The sequence below is a fragment of the Enterobacter sp. FW301-JW81 genome (genome assembly GCF_058788735.1).
Genome location: NZ_JBYTBA010000004.1, coordinates 95841 through 112121, shown reverse-complemented (window position 1 = coordinate 112121; position 16281 = coordinate 95841). Strand labels below are relative to the sequence as shown.

General features: G+C 55.1%; 14 protein-coding genes. 5 read left to right on the top strand and 9 right to left on the bottom strand.

Going from position 1 to position 16281, the window contains the following annotated elements:
- Positions 1–7 precede the first annotated feature (7 nt).
- Complete coding sequence (zapD, locus tag AC3WOK_RS13970) at positions 8–751, bottom strand: cell division protein ZapD (RefSeq protein WP_063957480.1); 744 nt, start codon at positions 749–751, stop codon at positions 8–10.
- Positions 751–1371: a dephospho-CoA kinase gene (gene coaE / locus AC3WOK_RS13965; protein ID WP_063430915.1), complete on the bottom strand. Its 621-nt coding sequence runs from the start codon at positions 1369–1371 to the stop codon at positions 751–753. The genes zapD and coaE overlap by 1 nt, the downstream gene beginning before the upstream one ends.
- 228 nt (positions 1372–1599) lie before the next feature.
- Between coaE and AC3WOK_RS13960 the strand changes: the two genes are divergently transcribed.
- Positions 1600–2643: a GMP reductase gene (locus AC3WOK_RS13960; RefSeq protein WP_047346358.1), complete on the top strand. Its 1044-nt coding sequence runs from the start codon at positions 1600–1602 to the stop codon at positions 2641–2643.
- A 52-nt stretch (positions 2644–2695) separates the two neighbouring features.
- On the opposite strand, the gene hofC is transcribed toward AC3WOK_RS13960, so the two are convergent.
- From hofC to nadC, 4 genes are all read right to left on the bottom strand, one after another.
- Positions 2696–3880, bottom strand: a complete 1185-nt coding sequence (gene hofC, locus AC3WOK_RS13955) for a protein transport protein HofC (RefSeq protein ID WP_492354689.1) — start codon at positions 3878–3880, stop codon at positions 2696–2698.
- Entirely contained in the window at positions 3870–5252 is a 1383-nt protein-coding gene (gene gspE, locus AC3WOK_RS13950; RefSeq protein ID WP_492354688.1) for a type II secretion system protein GspE, read from the bottom strand. The genes hofC and gspE overlap by 11 nt, the downstream gene beginning before the upstream one ends.
- Positions 5253–5262: 10 nt before the next feature.
- Entirely contained in the window at positions 5263–5700 is a 438-nt protein-coding gene (gene ppdD / locus AC3WOK_RS13945; protein WP_063430920.1) for a prepilin peptidase-dependent pilin, read from the bottom strand.
- Positions 5701–5874: 174 nt separating this feature from the next.
- Positions 5875–6768, bottom strand: coding sequence for a carboxylating nicotinate-nucleotide diphosphorylase (gene nadC, locus AC3WOK_RS13940; protein ID WP_063430922.1), 894 nt, complete (start codon positions 6766–6768; stop codon positions 5875–5877).
- A gap of 87 nt (positions 6769–6855) precedes the next feature.
- On the opposite strand from nadC, the gene ampD reads away from it, so the two are divergent.
- Together ampD and ampE are read left to right on the top strand one after the other, a co-directional pair.
- The gene (gene ampD / locus AC3WOK_RS13935) at positions 6856–7419 is read left to right on the top strand and encodes a 1,6-anhydro-N-acetylmuramyl-L-alanine amidase AmpD (RefSeq protein WP_059310641.1); all 564 of its coding nucleotides are present in this window, start codon (positions 6856–6858) and stop codon (positions 7417–7419) included.
- Positions 7416–8270 carry a beta-lactamase regulator AmpE gene (ampE, locus tag AC3WOK_RS13930; protein ID WP_492354687.1) on the top strand — a complete coding sequence of 285 codons (855 nt, stop codon included), beginning with the start codon at positions 7416–7418 and terminating at the stop codon, positions 8268–8270. Before ampD ends, ampE begins: the two co-directional genes overlap by 4 nt.
- 18 nt (positions 8271–8288) lie before the next feature.
- On the opposite strand, the gene AC3WOK_RS13925 is transcribed toward ampE, so the two are convergent.
- From AC3WOK_RS13925 to aroP, 3 genes are all read right to left on the bottom strand, one after another.
- Complete coding sequence (locus AC3WOK_RS13925; RefSeq protein WP_492354686.1) at positions 8289–9239, bottom strand: glycoside hydrolase family 43 protein; 951 nt, start codon at positions 9237–9239, stop codon at positions 8289–8291.
- Between the two features lie 10 nt (positions 9240–9249).
- Positions 9250–10647 (bottom strand): glycoside-pentoside-hexuronide (GPH):cation symporter, encoded by a 1398-nt coding sequence (locus tag AC3WOK_RS13920; RefSeq protein ID WP_492354685.1) that lies wholly within the window; start codon positions 10645–10647, stop codon positions 9250–9252.
- A 164-nt stretch (positions 10648–10811) separates the two neighbouring features.
- A complete protein-coding gene (aroP, locus tag AC3WOK_RS13915; protein WP_047346367.1) occupies positions 10812–12182 on the bottom strand; it encodes an aromatic amino acid transporter AroP in 1371 nt (456 codons plus the stop codon).
- A 537-nt stretch (positions 12183–12719) separates the two neighbouring features.
- On the opposite strand from aroP, the gene pdhR reads away from it, so the two are divergent.
- On the top strand, positions 12720–13484 hold the full coding sequence (gene pdhR / locus AC3WOK_RS13910; protein WP_008501960.1) for a pyruvate dehydrogenase complex transcriptional repressor PdhR: 765 nt from the start codon (positions 12720–12722) through the stop codon (positions 13482–13484).
- A gap of 123 nt (positions 13485–13607) precedes the next feature.
- Entirely contained in the window at positions 13608–16271 is a 2664-nt protein-coding gene (gene aceE, locus AC3WOK_RS13905; protein WP_059310644.1) for a pyruvate dehydrogenase (acetyl-transferring), homodimeric type, read from the top strand.
- Positions 16272–16281 lie beyond the last annotated feature (10 nt).

Below are 16281 nucleotides of genomic sequence, written 5' to 3'. Positions count from 1 at the left end.
GCACTCCTTAACAACAGGCCAGTTCAAAATCGAGACGTTCCGGCACGGTGCCATTTTCACTGTCCAGCGGCATAAAGCGAATCGCAAAACGACTCTTATGCCCGGAAATCTGTGGGTAAAGCTGTTCGCCAAGCGATAAATTGAGTCGCAGAAGATCGGCATCATCACCGTTGTCCTGGTAGAAGCCATTCAGGCTGGTTTGCTTGCGGAACGGGGCTGAGTTACGGATCAAGTCCAGTATCAGCGACAGCGTCTGGTGCATTGGCTCCAGGCTTGCCAGCCAGCTGTTCACCTGCGCATCGCGCTGGGCCTGCGGCATATGTAGCCATACATGCAGCGTCGGCAGGTCGAAGCTACAGCAGCCGCCAGGAATGCTCAGGCGCTGGCGCACCAGGCCAATCAGGCGGTCTTCACGCAAAAACTGCCCTACGCGCGGCGCGGCCATCAGAATGCTGCTGCTGTTTTTAAGCTGCTGGCGAAGGGAGTCGATGCGGCTTACGTCTACCCCCGGAACTTCAGTCCATGCCTGCAGCTTACGCTGCTGGCGCTCCAGTTCTTTGAGCAATTCCGTGCGGACATCGCCGCGTTCAATCACATCCAGCAGATCGCCTACGTTGCGGAAGAAGTGCAGCGCTGTAGCATGATCGTTAACGGGCAGATGTTGTGAAAGCTGTTGAATAAGGAATTCGATGCGCAGCCAGGTACGCATTTTTTCGTTGAGCGGATGCTCAAAAAGGATGTGTGTCGACATTATGGTTTTTCCTGTGCAACGGCCTGCGCGGCGAACGTCAGATACTGCGCGTGCAGACGGGCAACATCCGATGCTATGGCATCTGGTGCGCCGTTATTATCAATGACATCATCCGCAACGGCAAGGCGCTGAGCGCGCGTGGCCTGAGCGGCAAGAATTTGTTCAGCATGCTCACGCGAGACGCGATCGCGCGTCATGGTTCGCTGGATTTGCGTTTCGGGAGAGACATCAATCACTAGCACCCTGTCAGCCTTCTTCTGTAGCTGATTTTCCACCAGCAACGGAACCACCCACAGTACATAGGGTGAACGGGCTGCGGCAATCTGACGCTGAGTTTCCTGGTGGATAATGGGGTGGAGCAGGGCATTAAGCCAGTGTTTTTCCGCAGAATCAGCAAAAATGCGCTCACGAAGCTGGCGGCGATTAAGCGTGCCATCCGCATTGATGATGGACTGACCAAAATGAGCTTCGATGGCTTTTAGCGCGGGTGTATCAGGTTCTACCACCTGACGGGCAATGATATCGGCATCAATAATCGTGATGCCCAGACGAGAGAACGCGTCCGCAACGGTACTTTTACCACTACCGATGCCGCCGGTTAATGCAACGATATACCCCATTAAATCAAATCCTGGGAATTATTCATTATTAAAATCAGTTGATTAAAACTCTTAAGTGCGCCAGCAACTGTTTGACCCTGTTTACCGGCTTTTTACCAGGTAAATTTATAGGATTGTAGCGTAAAAAAAGAGAATTTCGCAGTCTTGCGGAGCAGGTATTAGTGCGTATGATAACGTCACTGGAGTTGTGCTTTTAACATATTTGCCTCTAACCCCAGGAATCCGCACATGCGTATCGAAGAAGATCTGAAGTTAGGTTTCAAAGACGTTCTCATCCGCCCTAAACGCTCTACACTGAAAAGTCGCTCAGACGTTGAACTCGAACGTCAATTCACCTTTAAGCATTCCGGTCAGACCTGGTCTGGCGTGCCGATCATCGCTGCCAACATGGATACTGTGGGAACCTTTGAGATGGCAACCTCCCTGGCACAGTTCGATATTCTCACCGCCGTGCACAAACATTACAGTCCTGAAGAGTGGAATGCGTTTGTTGCGTCCGCCTCTGCTGATGTGGTGAAGCATGTGATGGTCTCCACCGGTACCTCCGATGCAGACTTCGAGAAGACCAAACAGATCCTGAATGCTAACCCGGCACTCAACTTCGTCTGTATTGATGTGGCGAACGGTTACTCCGAACACTTCGTGCAGTTCGTCAGCAAGGCGCGTGAGGCCTGGCCGACGAAAACCATCATCGCGGGTAACGTGGTGACCGGTGAAATGTGTGAAGAGCTGATCCTTTCCGGTGCAGATATCGTGAAGGTCGGCATTGGCCCAGGTTCCGTGTGCACCACGCGCGTCAAAACCGGCGTCGGTTATCCGCAACTCTCCGCGGTCATTGAATGTGCCGATGCGGCGCACGGACTGGGTGGACAGATTATCAGCGACGGCGGTTGCACCATGCCGGGTGATGTCGCCAAGGCCTTCGGCGGCGGCGCGGACTTCGTGATGCTCGGCGGCATGCTGGCAGGTCACGAAGAGAGCGGTGGTACCGTAGTTGAAGAGAACGGCGAGAAATTTATGCTGTTCTACGGAATGAGCTCTGAATCTGCAATGACCCGTCACGTCGGTGGCGTGGCAAAATACCGTGCCGCAGAAGGCAAAACCGTCAAGCTGCCCCTGCGCGGTCCGGTCGAAAACACCGCGCGCGATATCCTCGGTGGCTTGCGCTCCGCCTGCACCTACGTGGGTGCATCCCGCCTGAAAGAGCTCACGAAGCGCACGACGTTTATTCGCGTTCAGGAACAGGAAAACCGCGTATTCAACAGCCTGTAATGGCTTTCGCTGGCGCATGCTCGTGCGCCAGCCCTTCATTACTGTTTCAGCACTATCCCGCGCTCATCGCATCCCCCAGATGGAAAATCGGCAAATACATTGCCACGACCAGCGTGCCGATGATGACCCCTGTCACAATCAGAAGTACTGGCTCCAGAAGTGCCGCCAGGTTATCTGCCCGTTGAAGAGTTTGTTCCGTGTGATGCCGGGCAAGGTTTGCCAGCATAACGTCCAGCGCGCCTGACATTTCGCCGGTGCGTAAAAGCTGGATACACAGCGGAGTAAAGATTGTCGCTTTCTGAAAGGATGACCAGACGGGGACGCCTTTTTCAATCTCCTCCCGAACGCTGCGGAGTATTTCCTGCCAGTAGCGACTTTCAACGGTTTCCTCTGCACTTTCCAGTCCCTGTAAAAAGGCGATACCCGCCTGCTGCGTGAGCGACAGCACGGTAAAAATTTGTCCCAGTTTTTGGCCTTTTGCCAGCGACCCCATCACCGGCGTATGCAGCAGGATGCGCTGCCAGCGGGGATTCTCTCGCAGCGCCCAGGCGGCAGCGCAGGGCACCAATAACACGGCGAACAACGCGAGGCCATATGACTGCATAAACGCCGCCATATCCATGACCTTTTGTGTTAACCAGGGGAGCGGAGCGTTAAACGTTTTGTAGATCGCGGCAAACTCGGGTAAGACCAGGGTGACCATCGCCAGCACGACGAGTACGGCCAGCGTCAGAACGATCGCCGGGTAGCGCAGCGCCTTTTTTACTTTCGCACTGAGCTGCTGCTGCGCTTTTTGTTGCTGAGCGAGATGGCGACAGCACTCCTCCAGCTTTCCCGTAAGCTCACCGGTCTTCACCATCGAGACATGCAGCGGGTTAAAAACCGCTGGCCACTTTTTTAGCGACTCAGAAAAGGAACATCCTTCACTGAGCTCATCGGCAATGCTTTGCAGCAGCGCCTGCCACGGTTTTAACGGATGCTGGTCTGCCAGCATTTGCAGGCTGTGAGATAATGTCAGCCCAGCCTGCAGAAGCGTGGCGAGCTGGCGAAACATCTCATAGCAGTCATGTGGCCGCCAGCGGTGTCGCTGCGCGCATCGGGTCAGCGTCAGAGGATGAAGATCGTTACGCATCAACCTGACGAATGCCGCATTGCGGTCTGTAGCCCAGAGTGTCCCGTTTCTGGGTTCACCTTCCTGGGTGAGCGCTCGCCAGCGCCAGAGCTGATTAGCTGCCATCGGGCATGCCCAGAACGCGAAGCAGCTCTTCAATTGTGGTCAGCCCTTGTTCAACGGCCAGGCAGCCGTGCTCGAAAAGAGAAACCATTCCCCCCTGCCGGGCGCTCGCCTCTATCACTTCTGTTCCCGCCCCGCTGGCAATGGCCTGCCGAAGAGCGTTGTCGATCGCGAGCACTTCAAAAATGGCAACCCGGCCATAAAACCCGTGATAGCAACGTTCGCAGCCGGTGGGCTGCCAGCGTGGAAGCGGCCTGCGCCATACGGAGCGAGGTAACTGAGCGTGCTCGCTGGCTTCCCGGCGACAGTGTGGACACAGACGCCGGACCAGCCGCTGGGCTATCACCATCGAGAGTGCGGAAGATATCATCCAGCGCGCCACGCCCATCTGTTCCAGGCGAGTCAGGGCTTCCGTTGTCGAGTTGGTGTGCAGCGTCGACAACACAAGATGCCCGGTCTGAGCGGCGTTAATGGCAATTCCGGCCGTTTCACCGTCGCGAATTTCGCCGACCATAATGATGTCCGGATCCTGGCGCAGCAGCGCCCTCAGCACGCTCTGGAATGTTAAACCCGCCCGGGGATTAATCTGCGTCTGGTTTAATCCCGCAAGGGGGATCTCAATCGGATCCTCCACGCTGCAAATGTTGACCTCAGGGGTGTTACGCGCCTGCAGCGCGCTGTACAGCGTCACGGTTTTGCCGCTGCCGGTCGGGCCGGTAACCAGAATTAGCCCCTGCGGCTGATGGAGTACCTCATTAAAACAGGCCAGCTGTTCAGCGCTCATCCCGAGCGCTTTCGGTTCAAGCGCCTGCTGAACCTGATGAAGAAGACGCAGCACTATTTTCTCGCCACCGCTGCAGGGAAGCGTGGCAATCCGAAAGGAGACCGGCTCGTTTGCCAGCTCAATCGTAAACTGGCCGTCCTGAGGTAAACGGCGTTCAGCAATATCCAGGTTACCCAGCACCTTTAAGCGCGCGCTGAACTGACTTGCCAGTGAGGCGGAAAGGGGAGGTTGCGGGCAGAGCACGCCGTCGATGCGCAAACGGATCTGGCACGCATGCTCCATCGGTTCGATATGAATGTCGGATGCGCGCTGGTTTATTGCCTGCTGCAGCGTGTGGTTGAGCATATCCACCGTGGAGTGAGTTTGCGAAACAGCGGGCAGATGCGATTGCGACCTGAGCTGCCGGTGTTTTTCCATGCGTTCAGCGCTCCAGCACTCGATATCAATCCGTTTCTGAGTCGCGAAACGCAGGGCCTCCATGAGTTCAGGCGCGGGGTTGCCCACGACGGCGATGCTTATCATGTCACTGTCGCTGGTGAGCAGCAGGGCATGATGGCGCAGACAAAGTGCCATAAGCCGATCGGTATTCATTTGCCGCTCCTCAGTTATTGTCGAAGCGGAAAACGTCTTCGCAGGCCTGTTTGAGCTCGCCGCCGTTACTGATATTGCAGCTGCGTTTCCAGCCCGTCATCCCGTTGCCGCTGCTCCATTGGGGTGTCATAACCACCTCCAGCCCGTTAAGACTCTCCTGGCCCGTTAATGATACGACGCCCTGCGTCACGCTCATTCCCGAGATATAACGCGTTGTCGTTGGGGAGGGGATGCCGTTACTGCCACCGTCACAGCTTGTCACGCCGCCGCGATCCAGCGCGCACAGCTCAATGGCCGTACGATACGGCACGAACGTTTGCAACATATCGGTCAGCGCCGCTTTGCGCAGGTAGTTCTGATAGGCGGGTACGCCGATGGCGCTCAGAATCGCAATAATGCCAATGACCACCATCAGCTCAATGAGAGTGAATCCGTGTTGTCTGTCCATATCTGCTCCTTACGTTAAGTGGCGCTACTCTGTCAGCGCGAAAGGGCAGAAACGAGGGGCAAAAATGGGAACGAGAAGTGGGCTTCAGAAGATTCATTCAGCGTTGCAGGGAAGAACAACGGCGTTGCGAGCGGGGCTGCATTTCCCCTCTCCGGGCGGAGAGGGGAGGAATCACTACTTAAAACGCATCGAGAGGTCGAGAGCGCGAACGTGTTTGGTCAGCGCCCCGACGGAAATGTAATCCACGCCCGTTTCGGCGAATTCACGGATCGTATCGAAGGTGACGTTCCCGGACACTTCGAGCTGTGCCTGGCCGTTGGTCAGTTTAACCGCCTCGCGCATCTGCTCCGTTTCGAAGTTATCGAGCATGATGATATCGGCCCCGGCCTTAATGGCCTGCTCCAGCTCTTCCAGGCTTTCGACTTCCACCTCAACGGGCACATCCGGGTGCAGCCAGAAGGCTTTCTCAACCGCCTGACGCACGGAGCCGGAAGCAATAATGTGGTTCTCTTTAATCAGGAAGGCGTCGGATAATCCCAGGCGATGGTTTGCGCCACCGCCGCAAAGTACCGCGTATTTCAGCGCCGTACGCAGGCCCGGCAGCGTTTTGCGGGTGTCCAGCAGCTGGGTACGAGTGCCGGCCAGCAGGTCAACGTAGCGGCGCACCTCACTTGCCACCCCGGACAAGGTCTGGACGAAGTTGAGCGCGGTTCGTTCACCGGTAAGCAGCACGCGGGACGGGCCGTCTAGTTCAAACAGCGGCTGGTTCGCCGTAATCGCATCGCCGTCTTCAACGTGCCAGACGATCTGCACATCGTCACCCGCCAGCTGGGTAAAGACCTCTTCAACCCAACGCTTGCCGCAAAAAACGCCATCTTCACGGGTGATAATCACCGCGTGAGAGCGTGACTCTTTTGGCAATAATTGTGCGGTAATATCCTTTTCGGCGTTAACGTCACCGCCCAGGTCTTCTTTCAAAGCATGGGCGACGCTTGCCGGGATATCCATGTTAATACGTTCCAGAAGCGCTTCACGTCGGTGGTCGGGGTTGTAGCGGCGAGGCGGCATGATAAAACTCCAAATTGGTAACGAATCATAATATTGAAACATGCTACTCTGAACCGAGTAACAGCACCATACATAAGGAGTTCCAGCATGTTGTTAGAAAACGGATGGCTGGTGGATGCGCGGCACGTGCCCTCGCCGCACCACGATTGCCGCCCGGAGGATGAAAAGCCCACACTGCTGGTTGTTCATAATATTAGTCTCCCGCCGGGTGAGTTTGGCGGTCCGTGGATTGATGCGTTATTCACGGGAACGATTGATCCCGATGCTCATCCTTTCTTCGCTGAGATTGCGCATCTGCGCGTGTCGGCACACTGTCTGATCCGTCGTGATGGCGAGATCGTTCAGTACGTTCCTTTTGATAAGCGCGCCTGGCATGCGGGAGCCTCACTGTATCAAGGACGCGAACGCTGTAATGATTTCTCCGTCGGGATTGAACTGGAAGGCACTGATACCACACCCTATACCGATGCTCAGTACCAACAGCTGGTAGCGGTAACCCAAACGCTGATCGGCCTGTACCCCGCGATGGCAGAAAATATCACGGGACACAGCGATATTGCTCCGGTGAGAAAAACCGATCCCGGTCCGGCATTCGACTGGGGGCGGTTTCGTACTATGCTTGCCGCTGCGTCAAATAAGGAGATCACATGACGTTGTTTACCATGCTGCTGGTTATCATCGCTGAACGCCTGTTCAAACTCGGCGAGCACTGGCATCTGGATCACCGGCTGGAGGTGATTTTCCGCCGAATTAAGCACTTTTCTATGCTGCGTACGCTGCTGATGATGGCTGGAGTGATGGTCATTACATTCCTGCTGCTGCGCGCGCTGTACGGTCTGTTTTTCAACGTGCCGCTGCTGGTGGTGTGGATCCTGCTCGGTGTCCTTTGCATTGGCGCGGGGAAGGTGCGTTTGCACTATCACGCTTATCTTAAAGCCGCTTCCCGTGACGATGCCCACGCGCGCGGTGCCATGGCCAGTGAACTAACGATGATTCACGGCGTGCCGCCGGATTGCGATGAGCGCGAGTTCCTGCGCGAGCTGCAAAACGCGCTGCTGTGGATTAACTTCCGTTACTACCTTGCACCGCTGTTCTGGTTTGTGGTGGGAGGGCCGTGGGGGCCGGTCTTGCTGATGGGGTATGCTTTTCTTCGCGCCTGGCAAACCTGGCTTGCCCGTTATCTGACGCCGCATGAACGCTTGCTGTCCGGGATTGATGCCATCCTGCACGTGCTCGACTGGCTTCCGGTTCGTCTGGTGGGCGTGGTGTATGCGTTAATTGGTCACGGTGAAAAAGCGCTGCCCGCATGGTTCGCTTCTCTTGCTGACCGCCATACCTCGCAGTACCAGGTGCTAACGCGTCTGGCGCAGTTCTCTCTGGCGCGCGAGCCGCATACCGACAAGATTGAAACGCCGAAATCCGCCGTCTCCATGGCGAAGAAGACCTCGTTTGTCGTGGTGGTTGTGGTGGCGCTGCTGACGATTTACGGCACGCTGGTGTAAGCCAGCGCGCCGCAGCGGTTAAAGCGTATCCGCAGGCGGGATGCCGAAATCAGGCATCCCGCTTTCGTTCCAGAGGACAAGCTTCAGGCGGGTATGACGGTTCGGATCGTAAAGCGGGTCGCCCTCGATTTCGGTGTAATTACGCGCGTGATACACCAGCACATCTTCCCCTTCTGGCGTCTTTGTGAAGCTGTTATGGCCCGGCCCATACTGGCGGTTTTCATAGCTGGTAGCGAACACCGGGCGCGGAGATTTTTGCCAGTTCGCCGGGTTTTGCGGATCGGCGTTGATGTCTATCCACAGCAGCCCCATGCAGTAGTTTTCATCGGTGGCGCTGGCAGAATAGCTGATGAACAGCTTATCACCGTGGACCAGCACCGCCGGGCCTTCGTTGACTCGGAAGCCGCGGCACTCCCAGTCATATTCAGGTTGACTGAGCATGACCGGCTCGCCCTTCAGCGTCCACGGGTTCTCCATTTCACACAGATACAGGTTGGAGTTTCCGGCGATATCTGGCGCTTTTTGCGCCCACAGGTACCAGCGTTTCCCCTGATGAACAAAGGTGGTGGCGTCCAGGGCGAAGGTGTCGAAAGGCGTTTTTATTTGCCCTTTTTCGATCCAGGTTCCGCTGAGCGGATCGCGATCGTTACATTCCAGCGCGAACATGCGGTGCTGGAACATCCCAAGCTTATCAAGCGCCTGCGTGTGCGTGGCCGCAAAATAGATATACCACTTGCCGTCGATATGATGCAGCTCCGGCGCCCAGATAAGCTGGCTCATCGGGCCGGTCTCGGGTTTTCGCCAGACCACCACCTCTTCTGCGCTGCGTAGCCCTTCCAGGGAGTCCGCGCGGCGAATTTCGAGCCTGTCGTACTGCGGCACGGAGGCGATAAAATAGTATTGCCCCTCGTGGTGCAAAATATACGGATCGGCGCGTTGTTCAATAAACGGGTTTGGCCAGGTTTGCATTCGGCTTTCCTTATTTTGTCTCAGCGGCGCTGAGTTCCTGATACTCGTTCAGCTCGCGATAGTTAATGCGACGCTTCTCCAGGTCTTCCTGAATCCGCTTCATCGTCTCACGGTCAACCTTCAGCAGACGCACCACGCCCGCGGTAATGAGATACCCAACGCCCGGGATGACGGTAAACAGCAGGACAATGCCGTTGATGGCGTCTGCGCTTTGCGCTTTTGCCCCGGCGTCGTAGCCGTACCAGGAGAGCAGGAAGCCGACCATTGCACCGGCAATCGCCAGCCCCAGCTTCAGGAAGAAAATGTTGCCGGAGAAGCTGATCCCGGTGATGCGTTTCCCGGTTTTCCACTCGCCGTAGTCATCCACGTCGGCCATCAGTGACCAGTGCAGCGGAGACGGAATTTGGTGCAGAATGTTCAGCAGGAAGTAGAGCACCACAATGGTGACGGTGGCCTTCGGGTCGAAGAAGTAAAAGGCGGTTGAGAAGATCGCCAGCACGATGTTGGTCCAGAAGAAAACCTTCAGCTTACACCAGCGGTCGGTCAGCACTTTCGCCAGCATGCTGCCGAGCATCATGCCCACCACGCCCAGGCTGATAAACAGGGTCGCGAAGTGGGTGCTCTGGCCCATCACCCATGTCATGTAATACATGGTGGCCGCCATGCGGATAAAGCCGGGGCAGACGTTGCACAGGGTCAGGAGCAGAATGCGCACCCACTGGTCGTTCTTCCACACGTCTTTCAGGTCGTTTTTCAGCTGGTCATTGGTCTGAACCGCCGGGCGCACGCGCTCGCGCACGGTGGCGAAGCAGAACAGAAACATACAGGTTCCAATCAGCGCCAGCACGGTCATCGCCATCTGGTAGCCTTTGGCTTTGTCATCTCCCCCGAACCAGTCGGCCATCGGCAGCAGCGTCAGCGACAGCAGCAGCGTGGCAATACCGACCAGCACGAAGCGATATGACTGGCAGGCGACGCGCTCTTTGGGATCGTTGGTAATCACCCCGCCCAGCGAGCAGTAGGGAATGTTGATAGCCGTGTAGGTCAGCGACAGCAGGAAATAGGTGACAAACGCATAGATAACTTTGCTGTTATAGCTCCAGTCAGGCGTGGTAAACATCAGGATGCTGAACAGCGCGTAGGGGAAGGCAATCCACAGCAGCCATGGACGAAACCGGCCATATTTGCTGCGGGTACGGTCGGCAATGGCGCCCATGATCGGGTCCGTTACGGCGTCAATCACGCGCACAGAGAGCAGCAGTACGCCCACCAGCGCAGGTGCCAGACCAAAAATATCGGTATAAAAATAGTTAACAAACAGCATGATGGCGCCAAAGATGATGTTGCAACCTGCATCGCCCATCCCATAGCCGATCTTTTCTTTTACTGACAGTTTAGCGTTATCCATAGACTGCTCTCCGGGTTACGGTATGGAGAGAATTATTTGCTGGCAAAGGAATATATGCGTTGCAGTATCAGGGCGGTGATATGGATAAAAGCGCTGTGGACGTGAAAGTGTGAGGGAGGTAACAACGTGCGGTACCCGCAAAAGCAGGTACCGCAGGGGCAGGCTTAGTGGGCCTTCATCGCATTACGGCTTTTCTGGCTGAACATATAGCCGACGCCAAGCACGGCAATCCAGACCGGAATCAGGTACACAGAAATCGCCATACCCGGGGTGATCAGCATGATCACCAGCACGGCCGCCATGAACAGCAGGCAAATCCAGTTACCCAGCGGATAGAGCAGGGCAGGGAAGCGCGTGGTGACGCCCTGCTGCTGTTTCGCGCGACGGAACTTGATGTGCGCCAGGCTGATCATCGCCCAGTTGATGACCAGCGCAGAGACCACCAGCGCCATCAGCAGGCCAAACGCCGATTCCGGCGCCATGTAGTTAATGAGGACGCACAGCGCGGTCACGATCGCCGAAACGATAATGGTGTTTACCGGCACGCCGCGTTTATCGACGTTGAGCAGCGCTTTCGGGGCGTTACCCTGCTGCGCCAGACCGAACAGCATACGGCTGTTGCAGTACACGCAGCTATTGTAAACGGACAGAGCCGCCGTCAGGACGACAACGTTGAGCGCATTCGCCACGACCGTATCACCCAGTTCGTGGAAGATCAGCACAAACGGGCTGGTATCGGCGGTGACGCGCGTCCACGGCAGCAGGGAGAGCAGCACGGCCAGCGAACCCACATAGAAGATCAGGATACGGTAGATAACCTGGTTAGTGGCTTTTGGAATGCTCTGCTCCGGGTTGTCAGCTTCAGCGGCCGTAATGCCCACCAGCTCCAGACCGCCGAAGGAGAACATGATAATTGCCATCATCATCACCAGACCCGTCATGCCGTGAGGCAGGAAGCCACCCTGTTCCCAGAGGTTGCGAACGGTTGCCTGCGGGCCGCCGTTGCCGCTGAACAGCAGCCAGCCGCCAAAGATAATCATCGCCACAACGGCAATGACCTTGATGATGGCGAACCAGAACTCCATTTCACCGAACACTTTTACGTTGGTCAGGTTAATGGCGTTAATAATGACGAAGAAGGCCGCAGCCGAGGCCCAGGTTGGGATCTCGGGATACCAGAACTGAATGTATTTCCCGACGGCGGTAAGCTCGGCCATGGCAACCAGTACGTACAGCACCCAATAGTTCCAGCCTGAGGCGAAACCGGCAAAGCTGCCCCAGTACTTATAGGCAAAGTGGCTAAAGGAGCCTGCCACCGGCTCTTCCACGACCATTTCACCTAACTGACGCATAATCAGAAACGCGATAAAGCCCGCGATTGCGTACCCCAGAATAATGCCCGGACCGGCTGACTGAATAACGGATGCGCTACCCAGAAAGAGGCCGGTTCCGATGGCACCGCCCAGTGCGATGAGCTGAATATGGCGGTTTTTTAGCCCGCGCTTTAGCTGATCGCCGTGCTGTTGAGCTTCCATTTGAAACCTCGTGTGTGGTTGTTATGTTCACGCTGAGCGTGTGTAATTATGAATATCCGTTTTCTGTATTTATTTCTTTACGGTTAATAAGACCGAAAAAATCGGTGATGACTTCCGTAAGCGCAAGAATAGTGGTAAGTGCCTGCGAATGCACCTGCTTTATGACGCACGGATGACGACTTGAATAAAAAGAAAGCATTTGTAAATCGCTCCGCTCACCCTTCTTACCCCAACCTATAGAATAGAAATGCGCCATAAGTGGGCGAAATTTCATTATTTGCTTTGTTGAATCGCTTCAGATTGCAAAAACCCTCGTTTCATTAAGGTTAAATCTCCCTCTTTAGTAGTAATCAACTCATTTGTGCAAAGTTACATTTCTGAAACGTTATTTCTGTAAGGTTGTTAAAATGTGCAGGGTTTACTGATTTCAATCAAAACCAATATGGACAGAAGGTGAATACTTTGTTACTTTAGCGATACGAAATAGAAATTGGTAAGACCAATTGACTCCGGGCAAAAAGGCGCAAGACAGGGAATATGGCCTACAGCAAAATTCGCCAACCAAAACTATCTGATGTGATTGAGCAGCAGCTGGAGTTTTTAATCCTCGAAGGGACTCTGCGCCCGGGTGAGAAACTTCCGCCAGAACGCGAACTGGCAAAACAGTTCGACGTTTCACGTCCCTCTCTGCGTGAGGCAATTCAACGTCTCGAAGCAAAGGGCTTGCTGCTTCGTCGCCAGGGCGGCGGAACTTTTGTGCAAAACAGCCTGTGGCAGAGCTTCAGCGATCCGCTGGTAGAACTTCTCTCTGACCACCCAGAATCCCAGTTTGACCTGCTTGAGACCCGTCACGCGCTTGAAGGAATTGCGGCTTATTACGCCGCCCTTCGCAGCACTGATGAAGATCGCGTGCGTATCCGCGAACTGCATCAGGCCATTGAACGGGCACAGCAGTCCGGCGATTTAGACGCCGAGTCCAGCGCCGTCGTCCAGTATCAAATCGCCGTCACCGAAGCGGCACACAATGTGGTGCTTCTCCATCTGCTACGCTGCATGGAGCCGATGCTGGCCCAGAACGTTCGTCAGAATTTTGAATTGTTGTATGCCCGTCGGGACATGCTCCCACTGGTAAGCAACCATCGCACCCGAGTATTCGAGGCGATAATGGCCGGGGAACCGGAGCAGGCGCGCGAAGCGTCGCACCGACATCTGGCTTTCATTGAGGAAATCTTGCTGGACCGCAGCCGTGAACAATCGCGTCGCGAACGTTCATTACGCCGCATACAGCAACGAAAGGATTAAGCGCCAGGTACTTTTAGAGCGCGGCAACTAAACGCAGAACCTGTCTTATTGTGTTCTTGCCCAAGAGCACAATGGGACAGGTTCCAGACAAATCAACGTATTAGATAGATAAGGAATACCCCCATGTCAGAACGTCTCCAAAATGACGTGGATCCGATCGAAACTCGCGACTGGCTACAGGCGATCGAATCGGTCATCCGTGAAGAAGGTGTTGAGCGCGCTCAGTATCTGATTGATCAGCTGCTTTCTGAAGCCCGCAAAGGCGGCGTGAAGGTTGCTTCAGGTGCAGGGGCTAGCAACTACGTAAACACGATTGCCGTCGAAGACGAACCGGAATACCCGGGCAATCTGGATCTGGAACGTCGTATCCGTTCTGCAATCCGCTGGAACGCCATCATGACCGTTCTGCGCGCATCCAAGAAAGACCTGGAACTGGGTGGCCACATGGCGTCCTTCCAGTCTTCTGCAACCGTTTACGAAGTGTGCTTCAACCACTTCTTCCGTGCAGCTAACGAGAAAGACGGCGGCGATCTGGTGTACTTCCAGGGCCACATCTCTCCGGGCATCTATGCACGTGCATTCCTGGAAGGTCGTCTGACTGAAGAGCAGATGAACAACTTCCGTCAGGAAGTTCACGGTAAAGGTCTGTCTTCTTACCCGCACCCTAAACTGATGCCTGAATTCTGGCAGTTCCCGACCGTATCTATGGGTCTGGGTCCAATCGGTGCGATCTATCAGGCTAAATTCCTGAAGTATCTGGAACACCGTGGTCTGAAAGACACCTCTGAGCAAACCGTTTACGCCTTCCTGGGCGACGGCGAAATGGATGAGCCAGAATCTAAAGGTGCGATCACCATCGCGACCCGTGAGAAGCTGGACAACCTGTGCTTCATCATCAACTGTAACCTGCAGCGTCTGGATGGTCCGGTAACCGGCAACGGCAAGATCATCAACGAACTGGAAGGCATCTTCGCAGGTGCTGGCTGGAACGTGATTAAAGTCATGTGGGGCGGTCGTTGGGATGAGCTGCTGCGTAAAGACACCAGCGGTAAACTGATCCAGCTGATGAACGAAACCGTTGACGGTGACTACCAGACCTTCAAATCCAAAGATGGTGCCTACGTTCGCGAGCACTTCTTCGGCAAATACCCTGAAACCGCAGCGCTGGTTGCAGACTGGACTGACGAGCAGATCTGGGCCCTGAACCGCGGTGGTCACGATCCGAAGAAAGTCTACGCTGCACTGAAAAAAGCGCAGGAAACCAAAGGTAAAGCGACTGTAATCCTGGCCCACACCATCAAAGGTTACGGCATGGGTGATACCGCAGAAGGTAAAAACATCGCTCACCAGGTTAAGAAAATGAACATGGACGGCGTGCGTTACATTCGCGACCGTTTCAACGTTCCAGTGACCGATGAGCAGGTAGAAAACCTGTCTTACATCACCTTCCCGGAAGGTTCTGAAGAGCACAAGTACCTGCACGAACGTCGTCAGGCGCTGAAAGGCTACCTGCCAGCTCGTCAGCCTAACTTCACCGAGAAACTGGAACTGCCAGCGCTGGAAGACTTCTCTCAGCTGCTGGAAGAGCAGAATAAAGAGATCTCTACCACTATCGCTTTCGTTCGTGCCCTGAACGTGATGCTGAAGAACAAGTCGATCAAAGATCGTCTGGTTCCAATCATCGCTGACGAAGCGCGTACTTTCGGTATGGAAGGTCTGTTCCGTCAGATCGGTATCTACAGCCCGAACGGCCAGCAGTACACCCCGCAGGACCGTGAGCAGGTTGCATACTACAAAGAAGACGAGAAAGGTCAGATCCTGCAGGAAGGTATCAACGAGCTGGGCGCAGGCGCATCCTGGCTGGCTGCTGCGACCTCTTACAGCACCAACAACCTGCCGATGATCCCGTTCTACATCTACTACTCCATGTTCGGGTTCCAGCGTATCGGTGACCTGTGCTGGCAGGCTGGCGACCAGCAGGCTCGCGGCTTCCTGGTAGGCGGTACTTCCGGTCGTACGACCCTGAACGGTGAAGGTCTGCAGCACGAAGATGGCCACAGCCACATTCAGTCTCTGACTATCCCTAACTGTATCTCTTACGACCCGTCTTACGCGTACGAAGTGGCAGTCATCATGCATGACGGTCTGCAGCGCATGTACGGTGAAGCGCAAGAGAACATTTACTACTACATCACCACCCTGAACGAAAACTACCACATGCCGGCAATGCCAGCAGGTGCCGAGGAAGGTATCCGTAAAGGTATCTACAAACTCGAAACCCTCGAAGGTAGCAAAGGTAAAGTTCAGCTGCTGGGCTCCGGTTCTATCCTGCGTCACGTCCGTGAAGCGGCACAGATCCTGGCGAAAGATTACGGTGTGGGCTCCGACGTGTACAGCGTGACCTCCTTCACTGAACTGGCGCGTGATGGCCAGGATTGTGAGCGTTGGAACATGCTGCACCCAATGGAAACTCCACGCGTTCCGTACATCGCTCAGGTGATGAACGATGCACCAGCGGTGGCGTCTACTGACTATATGAAACTGTTCGCTGAGCAGGTTCGTACTTACGTTCCTGCTGATGATTATCGCGTTCTGGGTACTGACGGCTTCGGTCGTTCTGACAGCCGCGAAAACCTGCGTCACCACTTCGAAGTTGATGCTTCTTACGTGGTTGTAGCAGCACTGGGCGAACTGGCTAAACGTGGCGAAATCGATAAGAAAGTGGTTGCTGACGCAATCACCAAATTCAACATCGATGCAGAAAAAGTTAACCCGCGTCTGGCGTAAGAGGTAAAAG